Genomic DNA, 17,377 nt, shown 5'->3' on the forward strand with positions numbered 1-17,377 from the left:
TTCGAGGTTCCTTAACTCTCTAACTGAATTCATAACTTATGGATAAAAGAGAAAACGGCACTGCCCAAGAAACGGGCAGCGCTTCAACCAGGGCACCAGAAAACCGTCGACCAGAAAGGCAAGACGGCCCGGGCAAGGTGATCGCGTTGCTCAACCAGAAAGGCGGAGCCGGCAAGACGACGCTCGCCACGCACCTCGCCGGCGAGCTCGCGACTACAGGACGCCGCGTGACGCTGCTCGATGCCGATCCGCAGGGGTCAGCTTTGGACTGGGCACAACGTCGCCTTCAAAACGGCCAGGGGCGGCTCTACGGCGTCTTCGGACTGGCAAGGGACTCGCTGCACCAGGAGGCACCGCAGATCGCCCTGCAGGCTGACTATGTCGTGATCGATGGCCCGCCTCGGGTCGCGGCGCTCGCGCGCTCCGCGCTGCTGGCCGCGGACCTGGTGCTGATCCCTGTGCAGCCGAGCGCCTACGACGTGTGGGCCAGTCATGAGATGGTGCAGCTCGTCATCGAAGCGAGGGTGTTCCGACCGCAGTTGCGCGCGGCCTTCGTGGTCAACCGACGCGTGGTTGGGACGGTGATCGGGCGCGAGGCACGCAGCGCGCTCGCCGACCAGCCGTTCGCAGCGTTGCCTGCCGAAATCTCGCAGCGCATCGTGTTCGCCGACAGCGTGGCCGCGGGCAGGCTCGCGTGCGAAGTGGCGCCCCAATGCGCGGCCGCGCGCGAAATCGCGGCGCTCGCGCAGGCGGTGCGGGAGTTGCTGCAATGACATTGCCACCAACCGCGCCCCTGCAACGGCGTGCGCCGATCGGCCGCAAGCCTGCGACCGATCCGGCGTCAGCCTGGATACGCCGAGCCGACGCGCCCGATGCACCGACCAAGGCATCGGTTTATACAGCGCGCCTCACCATCGATGTGACGCCCGCGCTGCGTGGTCGCATCAAGGTGACTGCGTTCAACCGCGGGGTCACGGCGGCCGACATGCTGCGTGAGTTGCTGGAACGAGAGTTCGATGGGGGAGCACCATGACGCTGTCGAATGTCCGTGTCGCGCAGCCTGCACCCCAGCACGCGCAGCCATCTCGTCCCGCGCACGTGCCTTTGCTCGTGAAGGTGTCGCTCGCATTCGTCGAGCAGCGCGTGAATGTCTGGTTGCGCTTCGGCAAGCCGGTGCGCGAGATCATTCTGGATCGCTGGCGGCGCGTTGCCGTGTTCGAGCCGAGTGCAGTCTGCTGCCGCGTGAAGTGGATCGGCAACGACTACGGCACGGCGCTCTGGCAGCTCATGGTGCTGCAAGCACCGATGCCGTTCGACGACGCACAGCGTGTCGCTGGCGTCCTGCCTGGCGCACGCATCCTGCTGCGCGCCGATGGCGAGCGGCAAGTCAAAGCAGTACTCGAAGTGATCGACGCCATCGAGGCGTCGGAGATCGATCCATGTGCGGTGGCGGTGACCTACTGGCATACGATCGCCAACCGGCTGGCCGCACGCCAGCCGTTACCTGAATACACCGCCGAGCGGCACGCAGCGCATCTCGCACGCGGGGCGCTGCAATGACGCGCCGCATGTTGTTCGCATGCATGGGCTTCGGCCTGGCGGCGCTGTGCGCGCCAGCCTTGGTGACGATGCCGGTAGCCATCGTCTACAACCCGAGCGACAGCGTGCCGCGCGGCTGGTATCGCATCAGTGGCATCAGGTGCCCCGACTCGCTGCACGTCGGCAGCATCGTGCTGGCGCGGATCCCCGCCGCCGCGGCCGCGCAGGCTGCGCAGCGCGGCTACCTGCCGGCCGGCGTGCCGATCCTCAAGCGTATCGGGGCTGTGGCGCCGCAGTCGGTATGCGTACGGGAACAGGTCGTTCGTATCGACGGCGCAGCCATGGCGACCGCCCGGACGCATGACGGCATGCACCGGCCACTGGCTGTTTGGCAGCAGTGCCGGCCCCTCGCCAGGAACGAACTGTTCCTGCTCAGCGACACGAACCCGGCGTCGTTCGACAGCCGGTATTTCGGCCCCATCGCGGCTTCCGCCGTGCTCGGCGTTGCGCGGCCGCTGTGGATATGGGGTACGCCATGACGTCTAGTTTCTTCTTGCAGTCCGGTCGGGCGCGGATCTGCACGGCACATCACTCCGACACGCCTCCGTTCGTGCGACAAGCATGCACCGCTCGTGCGCGGTTGTTGCGATCAATTTTGCGCTGGACGTGCAGCTCAACTGCAGCCGACCCTGTGTCTAGACAGCATTTCGACGTACAGAGAGCCCGGCGCCGGCGTGCAGCGCCTGCTGCACTAGCGCTGCTCCTCGGGCAGCGTTGCGCACGTGGTGCGCGGCTGGCGCTAGGTCGGAGCCGGGAGCGGATGCGGGAGGCGGAGACCGAGGGCAAGATAAAAAGGGCGGCACGCCTCGGTCTGCCAAGCCAGTCTGCACGTCGGGTTGACGCGGCACGGTATCTTGAAGTTCCGGTGCCGCGTAGACAGTCGGCGCCGCCCGCCATCAGGGATGTCCGCGTGTCGTCTGCGGCGCAGTGCGCCGCGCCTCGCTGGAGCTTGCGCAATGGCGTCGCGTAAAGATTCGCGGGATGGCGACCGTTTCCGCGTCAAGCCGGCGGCGCCGAAGTCGCGTTCGCAGCGTTTCGTATCGCAGACCCTGAAGGCGGTTTCGAAGGCTGGCGCGAATGCTTCCAGTCCGCGCGGTGCGCGGCCAGCATCCACCTTCGGTCGCGGCCGCGTGGCTGCCGGCATCGCTGGCAAGCGCCTCGGCGCGAATGCCCGGCGCGTGGTCGTCAAGTCCCGTTTCGTTGTTCTGAAAAAAGCCGCCGCCGGATCGGTCGCCGCGCACCTGCGCTACATCGAGCGAGACGGCGTCACGCGCGATGGGCAGCGCGGCCGGGCTTACGGTGCCGCTACGGACGCAGCAGATCTCGAGGCGTTCGCGGAGCGGGGGCAGGGCGATCGGCACCAGTTCCGCTTCATTGTGTCGGCGCAAGATGCCGAGAAATTGGAAGACCTGCGCGGCTTCACGCGCGAATTGATGCGGCGCATGGAGGTCGATTTGGAAACCCGTCTGGACTGGGTGGCGGTCGATCACTGGGATACGGACAACCCGCACACCCACGTTGTGCTGCGCGGCAGGATCGGGGAGGCGAGGACGGGACGGGATCTGGTCATCGCACCGGACTACGTGGCCAACGGCATGCGGATGCGCGCCAACGAGATCGCCACCGAGTGGCTCGGGCCACGCACCGAGCTGGAGATCCACCGGGGGCTCCAGCGAGAGGTGGCGCAGGAGCGACTGACCAGTCTCGACCGGATGTTGTTGCGGCAGGCGGTGGGTGACGTGGTGGATCTGACTCAGGCGCGAGATAAGCCCACGGACCTGCGGCAACGTCAGAACCTTCACCGTGCCCGGTTGCAGCAGCTCGAATCCATGGGGTTGGCCGAGCGGCTCCAGGCGAACCGGTGGCGTTTGGCGCCGGGCATGGAGCGGTCCCTTGCTGTCATGGGCGAGCGCCGAGACATCGTCCGCGCGATGCAACGGGCAATGAGGGGCGAGCGGCGCGAACTAGCGATCGAGACGGTGCCGGCTATGCCGGTCGTCGGGCGCATCGCGGGCAAGGGCTTGGCCGACGAATTCCAAGATCGAGGCTATCTGGTGGTCGATGGCATTGATGGTCGGGTGCACTACCTGAAGTTGGCGCCAGGCGCAGACTTAGCGGCACTTCCGATTGGCGGAATTGTGCAGACGAAGCCGCCGGCCCAGGAGCGGGAGGTCGACCGCAATATCGCGGCCGTCGCGAGAGATGGCGTCTACAGAACCGCCGAGCATCTGGCCCGGCTCGAGCAGGCCAACGACCGGAGTCCGCAATCCGTCGTGAATGTCCACGTGCGCAGGCTTGAAGCCTTGCGCCGTACAGGCGTCGTGGAGCGTGTGGCCGATGGCGTCTGGAAGGTGCCAACGAATCTGACGATGAAAGCGCAGCAGCATGATGCGCAGAAAGCCTTAGGATTGACCATCGAGTTGCGCTCGCACTTGCGCGTCGATCAACAGGTACGCGCCAATGGCGCCACCTGGTTGGACAGGCAACTGATCGAGGGGGGTAACGGCTTGGCAGCGCACGGCTTCGGTGTCCAGGTACGCGATGCAATGCGCAAGCGCGCGGACTTCCTGATCGAACAGGGCCTCGCTGAACGCAAGGGCTGGCGCATTGTTCTGGCACGTGAACTGTTGTCGACTTTGCAGAATCGGGAACTGGCAGCGGTGGGCAGATCCTTGCAGGATCAGACCGGCCTCACCTACAGAAGGCCAGCGGACGGCGGGCAGGTCAGCGGCGTCTACCGCCGGAGCATCCAGCTTGCCAGCGGGCGCTTCGCCATGCTCGAGGACGGAGTTGGTTTCAGCTTGGTTCCCTGGCGACAAGCGATAGAGCGCAGCTTGGGTCGACAGGTCTCCGCCGTGGTGCGTGGGCAGTCCGTCATTTGGCAGTTCGGGCGGCAGCAGGGTCTGTCCGTTTGAGGAGTCCGATTACCCGGGCCTCAACCCTGAATGTGTCTAGCGGCGCGGAGACCTCGGCTTCTTTCTTGGCGCAATAGCGCAGATCGCCAGCGCCGATGCGAGGGAGCCATGTAGCACCTCGAGCCTACGGACGTACTCCGCAGGCCAAATGGTAAGGCTAGGTGTTTCCTCCAGCCGGCCCGGCGCGAGTGCGCTACGGGGCATTCCCGTTGCGATCGCATACGAGCGCCGGGGAGAGACGGCGGTGTTGGGGCGCCGATCAGCACGCATCTGCCCGGGGCGGGAAACTACTTAGCATAGGCAGATTAGTCTGTGTGGGGAATAGCGCCCGGACCGGCGCTCCCCAACAATGCCGGCATGCCTAGATTCTTTCCGTCTGCCGGCGTGTCGTTGCCATGATCGGCTACCTGCTGCGTCGCCTTTCGTCGCTGGCGGTGATCATCACCGGCATGGTGGCGCTCGTCTTCGTGATGACACGTACGTTGCCCGGCTCGCCAGTGGAGACGATGTTAGGCGCCAAGCCAACGGCCGAGCAGATCGAGCAGGCGCGTCATGAGTTGGGGCTGGACCAGCCGTTGCCAGTGCAATTTGGTCGCTTCGCATGGCAGGCGCTACGCGGCGACCTGGGCACGAGCCTGCGCACGAATCGACCGGTGGGGGAAGAGATTGCCGTGCGCCTATCCGCGTCGGCCGAACTGGTGACACTCAGCCTCTTGTTGGCGATGTTGATCGGCATCCCGATGGGCGTGTGGGCGGCAGCCGGCCGCGGAGGCCCGGTGGATTATGTCTCGCGGGTCGCCTCCGTGTCGTTGGTGGCGGTGCCGGCCTTCTTCCTCGGCGTGCTGCTGCAAATGCTGTTCTACGGCAAACTGGGTTGGCTGCCGCTGAACGGCCGCATCGACTCCACCGTGGCGATGAGCCATCCGGTGGTCACGCGCACCGGCTGGCTACTGATTGATGCCGCTTTGGCCGGCGAGACCGAAGTGCTACGCAGCGCGCTGCGCCACCTGGTGCTACCGGTCGCCACGTTAGGCGGTGCGACGCTAGCCACCATCATCCGCGTCACGCGCAACTTGATGGTCGAGGTGCTGGCTACGGACTATGTGCGCACCGCGCGTGCCTACGGCGTGTCGCGTCGCCGCATTCTGTTTCGCTTCGCGCTTAAGGCCACCTTTGTGCCCCTGCTTACCGTGATCGGCCTTACCTACGGATACCTGCTCGGTGGGAGTGTGATTGTTGAGTACGTGTTCGACTGGCCCGGCATAGGAGGCTACATCGTCGAGTCGGTAGTCGGTAACGACTTTCCAGCGGTGATCGGTGTGACGCTGATCGTCTCCACCGCGTACCTGCTGATCAATCTCGTGGTGGACCTGCTGTATTTCCGCCTTGACCCGAAGCTGTCCAGATGAGTGCCGCGCCCCTTCAATCTCAGTCCACAGTGACCGTGCAACCCCGGCGGGTGGCCGCACGTGGTGTGCGTCGCGTTGCCTCCGTATGCGTCCAGCACCCGCTGGTCGTCGGCAGTGCTGCCGTGCTCGTGCTGCTGTTCGCTGCCGGACTGCTGGCTCCGTGGCTGGGGCTGCAAAGTCCCACCGAGATCAATTTCGCCGACAAGCTGCAGCCGCCGAGTGCGGCGCACTGGTTCGGAACCGGCGTGCTCGGCCATGACCTGTTTGCACAGGTGATCTATGGCGCTCGCACCTCTTTGCTGATCGGCGTGGGAGTCGTGACCATTAGCACGTTCATTGGCGTGCCGATGGGCTTGGTTGCGGGGTACGCCGGCGGATGGCTCGATAGCCTACTGATGCGCGTCTCCGACGTGTTTCTGGCTTTTCCGCCGATGCTGTTGCCGATCCTCATGGTGGCGCTGCTCGGCCCCGGACTGGAGAACGCGATGGCCGCAGTCGCGGTGTCGTGGTTCCCCTGGTATGCGCGCATCGCGCGGGCCGCGGCTCTGGGTGTGAAGAATGAGAACTTCATCACCTCGGCTCGGGCCTTCGGCGCTGGCCATGCGCGCATCTTGGCGCGGCATGTTCTGCCCAATTGCCTCACGCCGATCATTGTGCAGGCCAGCCTCGACTTCGGCTATGCCATCCTCGCGACCGCGTCGCTGAGCTTCATCGGCCTGGGTGCCCAGCCGCCGACGTTGGAGTGGGGGCTGATGATCGCCAGCGGCCGCTCGGTGTTCCTCGAATACTGGTGGACGGCCACCTTTCCGGGCTTGGCAATCTTCGTCACCGTGCTTGCGGCCAACCTGCTGGGCGATGGCGTCAAGGACGCGCTCGATCCCAAGTTCACAGGGCGCGGAGCATGAGCGGACTAGTCATCGACGAGCTCGGCGTTCGCTTCGCCAAGCGAGACGGCGGCGTGTACCGGCCTATCCGTTCATGCTCGCTCACTGTGGCGCCGGGCGAAATTGTGGGGCTGGTAGGCGAGTCCGGCTGCGGCAAGTCGCTCACGGCGCTGGCCTCGATCGGCCTGCTGCCCGCTAGTGCTGAGGCCAGTGGCCGCATCCGCGTGGACGGCCGCGACGTCCTCGGTGCCGCGGAGCGCGATCTGGCCGCACTCCGCGGCCGCCGGGTGGCGCTGATCTTCCAGAATCCCATGTCGGCCCTGAACCCATTCTTCACGATCGGCGAGCAGATCGGTGCCGTCATTGCCAGCCACTTCGATCTCGACCGTCAGGCGATACGTGCCAAGGTGCATCAAGCGTTGGAACGGGTGCAGTTGCCTGCCACTGTCGCGGCCAAGTTCCCGCACCAGATGTCGGGCGGACAATTGCAGCGGGCCATGATCGGCATGGCGGTGGCTTGCGAGCCGGCGGTGCTGATCGCCGACGAGCCCACCACTGCTCTGGACGTGACGGTGCAAGCGCGAATCATGCACTTGCTGCGCGAACTGACCGGCGATGGCATGGGCCTGCTGCTGATCACGCATGACCTGGCACTTGTGTCGCAATCTGCTGAACGCGTGTATGTGATGTATGCCGGCCGCGTTGTCGAGTCCGGCCCCACAGCCGACGTGTTCCTGCGTCCCGCTCATCCGTACACCGCCGGGCTGCTGAACACCCAGCCGGTGCTCGGCCGCGGTAGGGCGCGGCTGGCTACCATCGAGGGCCGCGTGCCTGCGGCCGATGCTGAGGTGGCCGGCTGCCGCTTTCGTGACCGCTGCTCGAACGCCAATCAGCGCTGCACTCAACTTGCTCCTCAATTGGTGATCGCGCCGGAGCGCGTCGACGGCCATAACGCCGAGTGTCACTACCCGGTGGATCCACCTCGACTGGAGGTCACATGAACCCATCACAACTGGTTCGCGTGGCGGGGCTCAACAAGAGCTATCCCACACGGCGGGGCCGCTTGCCGGTGCTGCGCGACCTGTCGTTCGATATCGCCGTCGGCCGGTCGTTGGCCATCGTCGGCGAATCGGGTAGCGGCAAGACCACGGCCGCGATGTGCCTGGCGCGCCTCACCGAGCCGGACAGTGGTGCCGTCTTGCTCGACGGCCAGGATTTGATGACCGCGCCGTCGTCTGCGTTGCGCCGTCTGCGCCGCCGCTTTGGCGTGGTGATGCAGAATCCGCTGACCTCGCTCGACCCGCGAATGGCGCTTTGGCAGAGCGTGGCCGAGCCGCTGCATGTGCACGAGCCCGGGTTGCCTGCGGCCGAGCGCAAGCGTCTGGCGATCGGTTGGATTGAGCGCGTGGGCCTGAGCGCCACGCAGGCACACAGCCTGCCGCACCAGCTCTCGGGTGGGCAGCTGCAGCGGGTGGTCATCGCGCGGGCGCTGATTCTGCAACCCAAGCTGGTGATCCTCGACGAGCCTACCTCCGCGCTGGATGTGTCAATCCAGGCGCAGGTCCTCAACCTGCTGTGCGACCTGCGCGACGAGTTGGGGCTGAGCTACCTATTCATCACGCACAACTTGTCACTTGTGGAGATCCTGGCCGACGACGTGCTCGTGATGTTCGCCGGCGCCGCGGTGGAGCGCGGTCCGGTGGACGAGGTCTTCGCGCGGCCGCGCCATCCGTACACCAGCGAGCTACTTGCCGCGATACCAGGCGTCGATCCGCGGGTACGCAACTACTTCGACGTCACCGACCGCCTCCCGCGGCCGGTAGCTGCCGCCACCGGATGTGCCTATGCGCCGCGCTGCGAGCGTGCGCAGCCCCGCTGCAGCAACGAACGACCGGAGGTGGCCAGTGAGCCTTCACCGGTGTCCTGTTTTTTTGTATGAGGTTGGTTTGACATGAGCAAGTTCTCCCTTTCGGCGCTGCAGTTGGCGCTGCCTCAAGGCGACAATCGCGAGCGCATCGCGGCTGCAGTGGCGTCTATGCTGCGCCGTTATCCCTGGGTGCAAATGGTGCTGCTGCCCGAGCTCGCAACCTATGGCCCTGGAATCGACCAAGCACAGCCGAGAGGCGGCGAGGCCGAACGCTTTTATCAGCAGCTCGCTCAACAGCACGGCATCTGGTTAGTGCCCGGTTCGCTGTACGAGCGCGAGGGCGACCGCGTGTTCAACACGCTGCCGGTCATCGACCCGAGCGGCCACGTCGTCACGCGATACCGCAAGATTTACCCGTTCCGCCCGTTCGAAGCCGGCGTGACCAGCGGTGACCAGATTGTGGTTTTCGATATCCCCGGTGTTGGCCGTTTCGGCGTCTCCATTTGCTACGACGGTTGGTTTCCAGAAGTCTCTCGTGCGCTGGTGTGGCGCGGCGCTGAGGTCATCCTGCATCCGACGATGACGGGAACCCTCGATCGGCCGAATGAATTGGTCATCGCACAGGCAAACGCAATCATGAACCAGTGCTACTTCATCGATGTCAACAACGCTGGCGCATTGGGCAACGGCCGCTCGATCGCAGTCGGACCGGACGGCGATGTGCTGCACCAGGCGGGCGAGCAAAGCGAGGAACTCGTGCTGACGCTGGACCTGCAGCGTGTACGCGACGCCCGTCGCGACGGGTTCAAGGGCCTCGGTCAGGTGCTCAAGTCGTTCCGCGACACGCCTGTCCGGTACCCCTGCTACAACGAGGCGGAACAGGTCTCCGCATCACTCGAAGCGCTCGGCCCGCTGGCCCTGCGAGAAAGGTCCGTTTGATGAACCAGGGCCCTGCGCTGCGTGAGTCCGGTTCGCCGTAGCACTTCTCTTCCTTCATCCCTTTTCTTCCCGCGTACCAAGTGTTGGCAGCCGGCGGGAGCTCTTTAGACCGCGCACTTGCGAACAACTGGAGTCAACATGTTGACCGCTGACCTTGCCGCCCCAGACAGTTCCGTGCATCGCATCGTGGTGGTGGGGGGCGGCGCCGCTGGCCTGGAGTTGGCAACGCTGCTTGGCGACCGGCTGGGCCGCCGTGGCCGCGCCCACGTCACGCTCATCGACCGCAACCGCAGCCACTTCTGGAAGCCGCACCTCCATGAGATCGCCGCGGGCAGCATGAACCTCGGCCTGCACGAGCTGAGCTACATGGCGCAGGCGCATTGGCATGGATTCACCGACCGCATCGGCGAGATGACCGGGCTGGATCGTGATCGCCGCACTGTTCAGGTGGCGCCGCATCTCGATGAGCACGGCCAGCCGGTGACGCTGGCGCGCGAGTTCCCATACGACACGCTGGTTATCGCGGTCGGCAGCCAGACCAACGACTTCGGCACGCCCGGCGTGCGCGAACACGCGGTGGCGCTGGAAACACCTGCGGATGCTGAGCGCTTCCACCGCCGGCTGGTCAACGCCTGCATCCGCGCTCATGCGCAGGGCACGCCGCTGGCGCCGTGGCAGCTGAAGGTGGCCATCATCGGTGCCGGCGCTACCGGCGTGGAACTGGCTGCCGAGCTGCAGCGAACGACGCGCGAGCTGATCAGCTATGGTCTCGACAGGATCGACCACGCGCAGCATATCGGCATCCACCTCGTCGAGGCCGGCCCGCGCGTGCTGCCTGCCTTGCCCGAGAGGCTGTCGGCCGGTGCCCTTCGGCAATTGCAAGCCCGGCAGGTGACCGTGCACACCTGCGCTCGCGTTGCCGCGGTGGACGGGCAGGGTGTGCAACTCGCCGATGGCCGACGCATCGACGCCGAGTTGGTGGTGTGGGCGGCGGGCATCCGCGCCCCCGCTTTCCTGGCCGGGTTGGGATTGGAAACCAATGCACTGAACCAGTTAAAGGTGCTGCCGACGTTGCAAACCACGCAGGACGAAAACGTGTTCGCTATTGGTGACTGTGCCGCCTGTCCGTGGCTGGGCCGCGAACCGGACACCGTGCCGCCGCGCGCGCAGGCCGCTCATCAGCAGGCGACGCATGTGGCCGATGCCCTGGTGGCATGCCGTCTGCTCGGTCGGCCGCTCAAGCCCTGGCGCTACCGCGACTTCGGCTCACTCATCTCGCTGGGGCGCTACAGCTCGGTGGGCAACCTGATGGGCAGCCTTAAGGGGCGCACGCTTTGGCTGGACGGGTACTTCGGCTGGGTGATGTACCTGTCACTCTATCAGATGCACCAGCAAGCACTGCATGGTCCAGCAAGGGTCGTGCTCAACGTGCTCGGACACTTCTTCACGCGCAGCACCCGTCCGCGTGTGAAGCTCCATTGAGCTTTTGGGGCGAGGCACCCCAACGGGTTACGCCTACGAGGGAATGGTCGAAGCGGCAAGGAATTCACACAATGGCTGCACGTACCCGGTCGACGACAGATCGAACGGCAGCCCCTCAAACGGGCCGACCGATACAGAGTATGTGACCGTCACCACCTGGAAGTGGCAACAAGGAAGAGACAAATGACATCATTTAGCCGCATGGTCATCGCACTGGCGCTGGCGGCGCCGTTGGGCGTCGCGCTGGCACAGCCCGATAAGCCGTTGGTGTACGCCATGTACGCCGACATCAGGGACTGGGATCCGTCGATCGCCGCATCGACCGAAGTCAACCTGCTGTCCAATGTCTACGAGCCCTTGGTTTGGTACAACCTGCCGGGCAGCAAGCAGGCGCTGACGCCCGGCTTGGCCACGGCCTGGACTTCCAACGCCGACGGCACGGAGTGGAAGTTCACCCTGCGCCGGAATGTCAAATTCCACGACGGCGAGACGTTCGACGCCGCCGCGGCCAAAGCCTCAATTGAGCGCGTCAAGAAACTCGGCAAGGGCTCTGCCTACATCTGGGACTCGGTCGAATCGATCGCCACGCCCGATCCGCACACCTTGGTCATCAAGACCAAGGTGCCGGCCCCCGTGGACTTGATCGCGTCCTCGCAGTACGCTGCCTACATGGTGTCGCCCAAAGCCTTGGCGGCCGGAACCGACTGGTTCAACCAAGGCAATGACGGCGGGAGCGGCCCGTACAAGGTCAAGAAGTGGGTACGAGGCCAAGAGGTCGTGTTGGAGAAGAGCGATGCCTACTGGGGAGGCTGGAAGCCTAATCAGTACAGCGTCGTGCTCCTCAAGGTGGTGCAGGAAGCTGCGACGCAGGCGCAGCTCATTCGCTCCGGTGAGGCCGACTTCATCACTCTGCCGTCGGTGGATCTCGTCAAGGCTCTGGCAAAGGACCCGGGTATCAACGTGATGCAGGGGACGTCCTGGAAGAACACGCAGTTCCTCATCAACACCAAAAAGTCGCCCACCGACAACGTGCAGTTCCGCCGCGCGCTGACCTATGCATGGGACTACGGCACTGTGATCGACAGGATCTATGAAGGGGGCGTCACCCGCTCGAAAGGCGTCATCCCGTCGAGCATGTGGGCCTACGACGCCAAGTTGAACACTCCATCGTTCGACTTGGCCAAGGCCAAGCAACTGGTCGAGTCTTCCGGCGTGCCGAAGGAGCAGCGCAAGCTCACCGTGGCCTATATAGGCAACAGCGAGGAGTACAAAAATTCTCTGCTGCTGTTCAAGGCCAACCTCCAAAAGATCGGCGTTGAACTGGAGCTTAAGCCGGGACCGTGGGGCAAGATCTGGGACGACGCAAAAAAGCCTGAGTCGGCGCCGAACATGATTTCCATGACCTGGTGGCCAACCTACGCCACGCCGTCAGACTGGCTGATTGGCCTGTTCCGCACCGAGAGCCCGACGGTATTCAACCTGTCGCACTACTCGAATCCCGCCTACGACGAACTGGTCAACAAGGGTGTCGAGAAGGAAGCTAGCGACCGTCCGGCCGCCACTGACTTTTACGTCAAGGCCCAGCAGCTACTGCTCGACGACGCCGCCGCCATCTTCGTGGCCGACCTGAAAGGCCGCGTCATCCACCGTAAGACGGTGAAGGGTGTGGTGCTGAACCCGGCCTATGACGCGGTGAACTTCTACGCGCTGAGCCGCTGACCCTTACGCGCTCTCACCCGGCCGGCCGCTGCACCGGCAGTGATCTGTTTCGTCCATCTTCTCTGCAGGGGACTGCTATGGCAGCAGCCCCAGACTAGCTGTCGCCTGGTGTTGGCTGAATCGAAGGCAGCTAAAAAAATCCGAACCGGAGACAAACAATGACAAGCATCCAACTTCTAAAAGACCTGTGCGGCGCGGCTTGTCTCATAGGGGGCCTGAGTGCCTGTGGAACAGCAGGGCAGGTTAGTGGAACCCAGATCTATGCGCCTCTACCAGGTACAGGCGCGGTCGCTCGCACCGACGCCAACCTCGGCTACGCTGCCTTGATGGGTAGCTCCACGAAGCTGGTCGACTATGCAGCCTTTGCCGTTCCAAAGAACGCAGCCAACCCCAGCCAGATCTTCAAGGGCACATTGACGCTGAATGATCTTGGTACCACTGGCAACTTCAGTGAACAAGGTACCTCGCGTGCGGCTTTCTATAAGGACCCGGACCACTTACCCGCCTTTTCGTTTCAGTTCATTCAGACCGGAACGCACATCGTCCCCATCACGCGCGGCTTGATCGACACCAGCCATCCCAACTGGTCCTACATCCTGGAACCGGGTCGAGTTTGGGAGGAAGCGGACGACCAAGGTTACGCTCGCGCAGCCATTCCTTTTTCCCTGCAGGAGAAAAGCGCGAACTGCACCCATAACGGGGTGATGAGCTTTCTGTTCAAGTCCGACGGCAGCGTCAGCAAAGTTGCCTACCAGATCGCTGGCGAGACCTGCCAATACTTCAAATTCAATATGTGGGGCCTTGCGGCGGCTAGCTACACGCCGCAAACGATCGACAACGCCGCTGAAACAATTAGCGCGTACCAGGCAGAAGTTGCTGCACGTATGCCCACGAGGCCGATCGAGCAATTGGCCACCGACTTCCCCGCCTCTGGAATCGTGCCGGCAAATATCGGCAGTGAGCAATCCCCTTCCGCGAGAAGTCTGTGGGGAGTTGCCATCGACGGCATTAACTACGTCGGCGGCTGCGAAACACGCCATGGAACCTATCCGTTTTGCGAAGTCATCGACCTGCCTTCCTACTCGCTGGCCAAGTCGGTGGCCGGGGCGATCGGCCTGATGCGGATAGAGAAGAAGTACGAAGGTGATCAGAGCGCAATGACCATACAGGCGACGGTAGGGCCGTGTACCGGCAACCAATGGAGTGACGTGACGCTACTGAATACGTTGGACATGTCGACGGGCAACTATGCGAGCGCCGGCTATGAGGTGGACGAAGGCTCCGCAAAAGCATCCAGCGATTTCTTCAGGGTCAATACGTACAGCCAGAAAGTCGCTCATGCGTGCAGCTACTCCAGGATGTCCGCACCTGGAACAACCTGGGTCTATCACACCTCCGATACCTTTCTGCTTGGCTCCGCTCTCAGCACGATCTATCAACAGCGGGAAGGCGATACCAAGGACTACTACCGCGATCTGCTGGTGACCGAGCTCTGGAAGCCGCTGAAAATGAGCCCGACCACTTGGACCTCCACCCGCACCGTCGGCAATGTCGCCTATCCCTTTACCGGCTATGGCCTCACCTTTCACCATGACGACATGGTCAAGATCGGTGAATTCCTGAACAAGAACAACGCGTCGATCGGTGGTGTCCAGATGCTCGACAGCACCCTCTACAACCAGGCCATGCAAAGAACCAGCAACCACGGCCTGATCGCCGGCGCTGCCAGTTTCAGGTATCTGCACGGGTTCTGGGCTTGGAACGCGGGTAGCGCGGATTCAGGCGCGGCTGTCTGTCCCACTGCGAAGTGGATTCCCTTTATGTCGGGATTCGGCGGCATCGGCCTTGTCCTGCTGCCAAACGACATGGTGTATTACTACGTAAGCGACAACCACGAATATGGGTTCAAAAAAGCGGTGATTGAACTGAACAAGATCCGAAGTATCTGCAACTAGAAGTTGTGGTGTTGTGAAGCGAGTTGACCGGGAGCTTTGGTTTCGTTTCCAGTGCCTACGGACTGACGTGTTGACTCTTCAAACACTACGAGGCAGGGCTGGCCATGGAGTGCTTCAGTCTCGCGCACCGCTGTGGCGGGGCGGCCGAGGAAATTTCGTTGCTGTTGGAAGCACATGTCGAGCGTGTCGAGGCCAACGGGCGCAAGATCGTCCTTCCATCGTCGGTTCTGGGCACGCTGAACGATCGGGCGCAGCCGCTGGACTGCACGGTCAGTCCATTGGACAGCCCCTCTGCGGCGCAGAGCCGCGAGATCAAGCAGGTGCACTGCCACCTGTCCAGTCTCGGGGGCATGCCCCGGCAGAACGCCGTTCTGGTCGGAGAGACTGCCGTAGTCTCCGAGGCACTGAAGATGCAGGCCACCGAACCGACGGGTACGCTGGGCTGCTTCATGGTCGCATAATGGCTTGGAACCATGGGAATATGCCGGCCTCGGCCCATGCGCAAGCGGTGTGCACGCGATGATCGGCGATGCCAACGTGGGGTATGTGGTATCTGCTGCCGGCGAACCTGCCGCCAGGCCGGCGCCGGCGCATCTGTTGACTACCGACATGACCCTCAAGATCGACAGCCCGTTATGGCATCGCAACGTTGGCGCATTGATAGACGCGCTGGAAAAGCCCAACTTCTGGAAGATCCTCGTACGCTATCTGTCTGACATCGTCCGGTTCGACAGCTGGGTCGTGCTGTGCTTTCATGCTGCAAACCGGCCGGATGTTTACGTCGAGAGCCCGGGGTTGGACGGCGGAGAGGATGAGCTGTTCCGCGATTACCTCCACGGCTTCTACCTACTTGACCCCTTCTATCTGTCTTGCATCGAGGATCAGCGCGCCTGCCTGCAACGACTGGACGACGTTGCGCCCGACAATTTCGAGGCCGAGGAGTACTACCAGCGATATTTCCGCCTCAACGTGGTGAAGGACGAAGTACAGTTCAACCTGCCCGTGGGCCCGGGCAAGGTGCTTGCGCTGTCGCTGGGTGCCACACATCGCTTCACGCCCGACGAGATGGCGGTGATGTCCACCATCGCGCCCTGGCTCCTGGCTCTGATGCGCCAGCGTTTTCGCATCGTGGAGGCGGGCGAAGATCACTTCCCGCGCGAACGCCTGCCCGACGAACCCGTGCTGCCGCCACTGCCGGGCACTCACGGCCTCACCAAGCGTGAAATGGAGGTCATGCACTTGATGCTCAGCGGCTCCTCGTCGAAGTCCATCGCGATCAAGCTCCGTGTCTCCCCCGAGACGGTGAAGGCGCACCGTCGGCACATCTACTTGAAGCTCGGCGTGAAGTCGCACCCGGAGCTGTTTGCGATCTTGTTGAAGTCGCGTGAGCTTGCCTCCGGGCCCGTGGAGTGATCCCCACGTGACGGCGCTTGCGGCCGGGTTCTAGCGACATCAGGCCCAGCCAGCCGGTGGTCAATTTGATTGGCCCCGCTGATCACGATCGCACTGGCACGAACAGCCCATCGCATTGATTTGCTTGGCGGGCGTCGTGGCATATCGACGTACCGCATGTCGTCAATGTGCGCGATCGATTGCGAGCACCCGCGTTGCCGTTCAGCGCCGAGACGCCTCTGCCGGCCGCAACTTCGCCGACGACCAACACGGCGCGTCACGACGCTCGTGCAATCCATCTGTCCGCATGCTCTGCTGCTCCAAGTGTTCAGTTGGCGCGAAGCCGAGTCATGCCCGCCCGAGAGCGCGTGCCGCCTCTATGACCAGCGGCGCGAACCGCTGGGTGAACGATTCGCTCGTCCACTCCGATAAAGAGCCGGCAATGTGCACTGCCGCGACAGGCTGATTGCGACGGTCAAGGATCGCGGATCCGATGGCAATCTCGCCCAGCAGGCTCTCTTCCAGCGACAGACCATAGTTGAGCGACCTGGCCTCGGCGACCTTCAGTTTGATCTGTGCCTTGTCGGTCAAGGTCTTCGGCGTCAGTGGGGCCAGCGTCGAGCGCTCCAAGATGCTGTCGATCGCTTCTTCGCTCAGAAACGACATGATGGCTCGTCCTCCCGAGGAACAGTAAGTCGGGATGCGTCGACCCACCAGGGTCGCGAAAAACGTCTCGCGCTTACTCTGCCGACGCATCGCATAGATGATGGACAGGTCATCGAAAAGACTCAGGTCCACGCGCTCACCCGTCTGGCGCTGCAAGTCCGCCAGGATCGGCGTCGCACGCTCCACCAGCGGATTTCCGCTCAGGAAGTCAAAGGTCCGTTCGAGCAGCTTCTTGCCAAGAACGTAGCCGCGGCCGTTCGGGCCTTTTTCCAGATAGCCCAGCGCGGCCAGCGTATGAGCCATGCGCTGGGCCGTGCTGCGGTCGACGCCCGCCTGCTCGGCAAGCTCGTTCAGGCTCAGCGGTTCGTGCCGCGCACCCACGGCTTCAAGGACGCCCATGCTTTTGGCGACGGACTGCACGAACAAGTGGTCAGGGGCAGACATCTTTTGATTTTTCGACGAGTGAAGGAGGGAATGCTACCTACCTTGGAATGAGGGAAACAACTGAGTGCATCCTTCAAAAACGGTCACATAATATTGTTATGTAATT

Annotated in this window: 16 protein-coding genes; 15 read left to right on the plus strand and 1 reads right to left on the minus strand. The window is 63.4% G+C overall.

Annotated elements, in window-relative coordinates:
* Positions 1 to 137: 137 nt before the first annotated feature.
* From parA to ACZYSP_RS15465, 15 genes are all read left to right on the plus strand, one after another.
* Positions 138 to 773 (plus strand): ParA family partition ATPase, encoded by a 636-nt coding sequence (gene parA, locus ACZYSP_RS15395; RefSeq protein WP_489015057.1) that lies wholly within the window; start codon positions 138 to 140, stop codon positions 771 to 773.
* Positions 770 to 1,033: a ribbon-helix-helix protein gene (locus ACZYSP_RS15400; RefSeq protein ID WP_489015059.1), complete on the plus strand. Its 264-nt coding sequence runs from the start codon at positions 770 to 772 to the stop codon at positions 1,031 to 1,033. Before parA ends, ACZYSP_RS15400 begins: the two co-directional genes overlap by 4 nt.
* Positions 1,030 to 1,560: a DUF2840 domain-containing protein gene (locus ACZYSP_RS15405; RefSeq protein WP_489015061.1), complete on the plus strand. Its 531-nt coding sequence runs from the start codon at positions 1,030 to 1,032 to the stop codon at positions 1,558 to 1,560. Before ACZYSP_RS15400 ends, ACZYSP_RS15405 begins: the two co-directional genes overlap by 4 nt.
* An 8-nt stretch (positions 1,561 to 1,568) precedes the next feature.
* The gene (locus tag ACZYSP_RS15410; RefSeq protein ID WP_489015063.1) at positions 1,569 to 2,078 is read left to right on the plus strand and encodes a S26 family signal peptidase; all 510 of its coding nucleotides are present in this window, start codon (positions 1,569 to 1,571) and stop codon (positions 2,076 to 2,078) included.
* Between the two features lie 477 nt (positions 2,079 to 2,555).
* Complete coding sequence (locus tag ACZYSP_RS15415; protein WP_489015065.1) at positions 2,556 to 4,514, plus strand: DUF3363 domain-containing protein; 1,959 nt, start codon at positions 2,556 to 2,558, stop codon at positions 4,512 to 4,514.
* A 395-nt stretch (positions 4,515 to 4,909) separates the two neighbouring features.
* Positions 4,910 to 5,923 carry an ABC transporter permease gene (locus tag ACZYSP_RS15420; RefSeq protein WP_489015067.1) on the plus strand — a complete coding sequence of 338 codons (1,014 nt, stop codon included), beginning with the start codon at positions 4,910 to 4,912 and terminating at the stop codon, positions 5,921 to 5,923.
* 29 nt (positions 5,924 to 5,952) lie between these two features.
* The gene (locus ACZYSP_RS15425) at positions 5,953 to 6,828 is read left to right on the plus strand and encodes an ABC transporter permease (RefSeq protein ID WP_489015069.1); all 876 of its coding nucleotides are present in this window, start codon (positions 5,953 to 5,955) and stop codon (positions 6,826 to 6,828) included.
* Positions 6,825 to 7,808 (plus strand): ABC transporter ATP-binding protein, encoded by a 984-nt coding sequence (locus tag ACZYSP_RS15430; protein ID WP_489015071.1) that lies wholly within the window; start codon positions 6,825 to 6,827, stop codon positions 7,806 to 7,808. Before ACZYSP_RS15425 ends, ACZYSP_RS15430 begins: the two co-directional genes overlap by 4 nt.
* Positions 7,805 to 8,746: an ABC transporter ATP-binding protein gene (locus ACZYSP_RS15435; protein ID WP_489015073.1), complete on the plus strand. Its 942-nt coding sequence runs from the start codon at positions 7,805 to 7,807 to the stop codon at positions 8,744 to 8,746. Before ACZYSP_RS15430 ends, ACZYSP_RS15435 begins: the two co-directional genes overlap by 4 nt.
* 12 nt (positions 8,747 to 8,758) lie before the next feature.
* On the plus strand, positions 8,759 to 9,613 hold the full coding sequence (locus ACZYSP_RS15440) for a carbon-nitrogen hydrolase family protein (RefSeq protein WP_489015075.1): 855 nt from the start codon (positions 8,759 to 8,761) through the stop codon (positions 9,611 to 9,613).
* A gap of 138 nt (positions 9,614 to 9,751) precedes the next feature.
* Positions 9,752 to 11,095, plus strand: coding sequence for an NAD(P)/FAD-dependent oxidoreductase (locus tag ACZYSP_RS15445; protein WP_489015077.1), 1,344 nt, complete (start codon positions 9,752 to 9,754; stop codon positions 11,093 to 11,095).
* 183 nt (positions 11,096 to 11,278) lie between these two features.
* Complete coding sequence (locus tag ACZYSP_RS15450) at positions 11,279 to 12,814, plus strand: ABC transporter substrate-binding protein (protein WP_489015079.1); 1,536 nt, start codon at positions 11,279 to 11,281, stop codon at positions 12,812 to 12,814.
* Positions 12,815 to 12,972: 158 nt separating this feature from the next.
* Positions 12,973 to 14,769, plus strand: a complete 1,797-nt coding sequence (locus ACZYSP_RS15455; protein WP_489015081.1) for a serine hydrolase domain-containing protein — start codon at positions 12,973 to 12,975, stop codon at positions 14,767 to 14,769.
* A gap of 104 nt (positions 14,770 to 14,873) precedes the next feature.
* The gene (locus tag ACZYSP_RS15460; protein ID WP_489015083.1) at positions 14,874 to 15,230 is read left to right on the plus strand and encodes a hypothetical protein; all 357 of its coding nucleotides are present in this window, start codon (positions 14,874 to 14,876) and stop codon (positions 15,228 to 15,230) included.
* 58 nt (positions 15,231 to 15,288) lie between these two features.
* A complete protein-coding gene (locus tag ACZYSP_RS15465; protein ID WP_489015085.1) occupies positions 15,289 to 16,182 on the plus strand; it encodes a helix-turn-helix transcriptional regulator in 894 nt (297 codons plus the stop codon).
* Between the two features lie 327 nt (positions 16,183 to 16,509).
* On the opposite strand, the gene ACZYSP_RS15470 is transcribed toward ACZYSP_RS15465, so the two are convergent.
* Positions 16,510 to 17,271: an IclR family transcriptional regulator gene (locus ACZYSP_RS15470; RefSeq protein WP_489015086.1), complete on the minus strand. Its 762-nt coding sequence runs from the start codon at positions 17,269 to 17,271 to the stop codon at positions 16,510 to 16,512.
* Between the last annotated feature and the right edge of the window lie 106 nt (positions 17,272 to 17,377).

The organism is Variovorax sp. F042, from assembly GCF_057814215.1.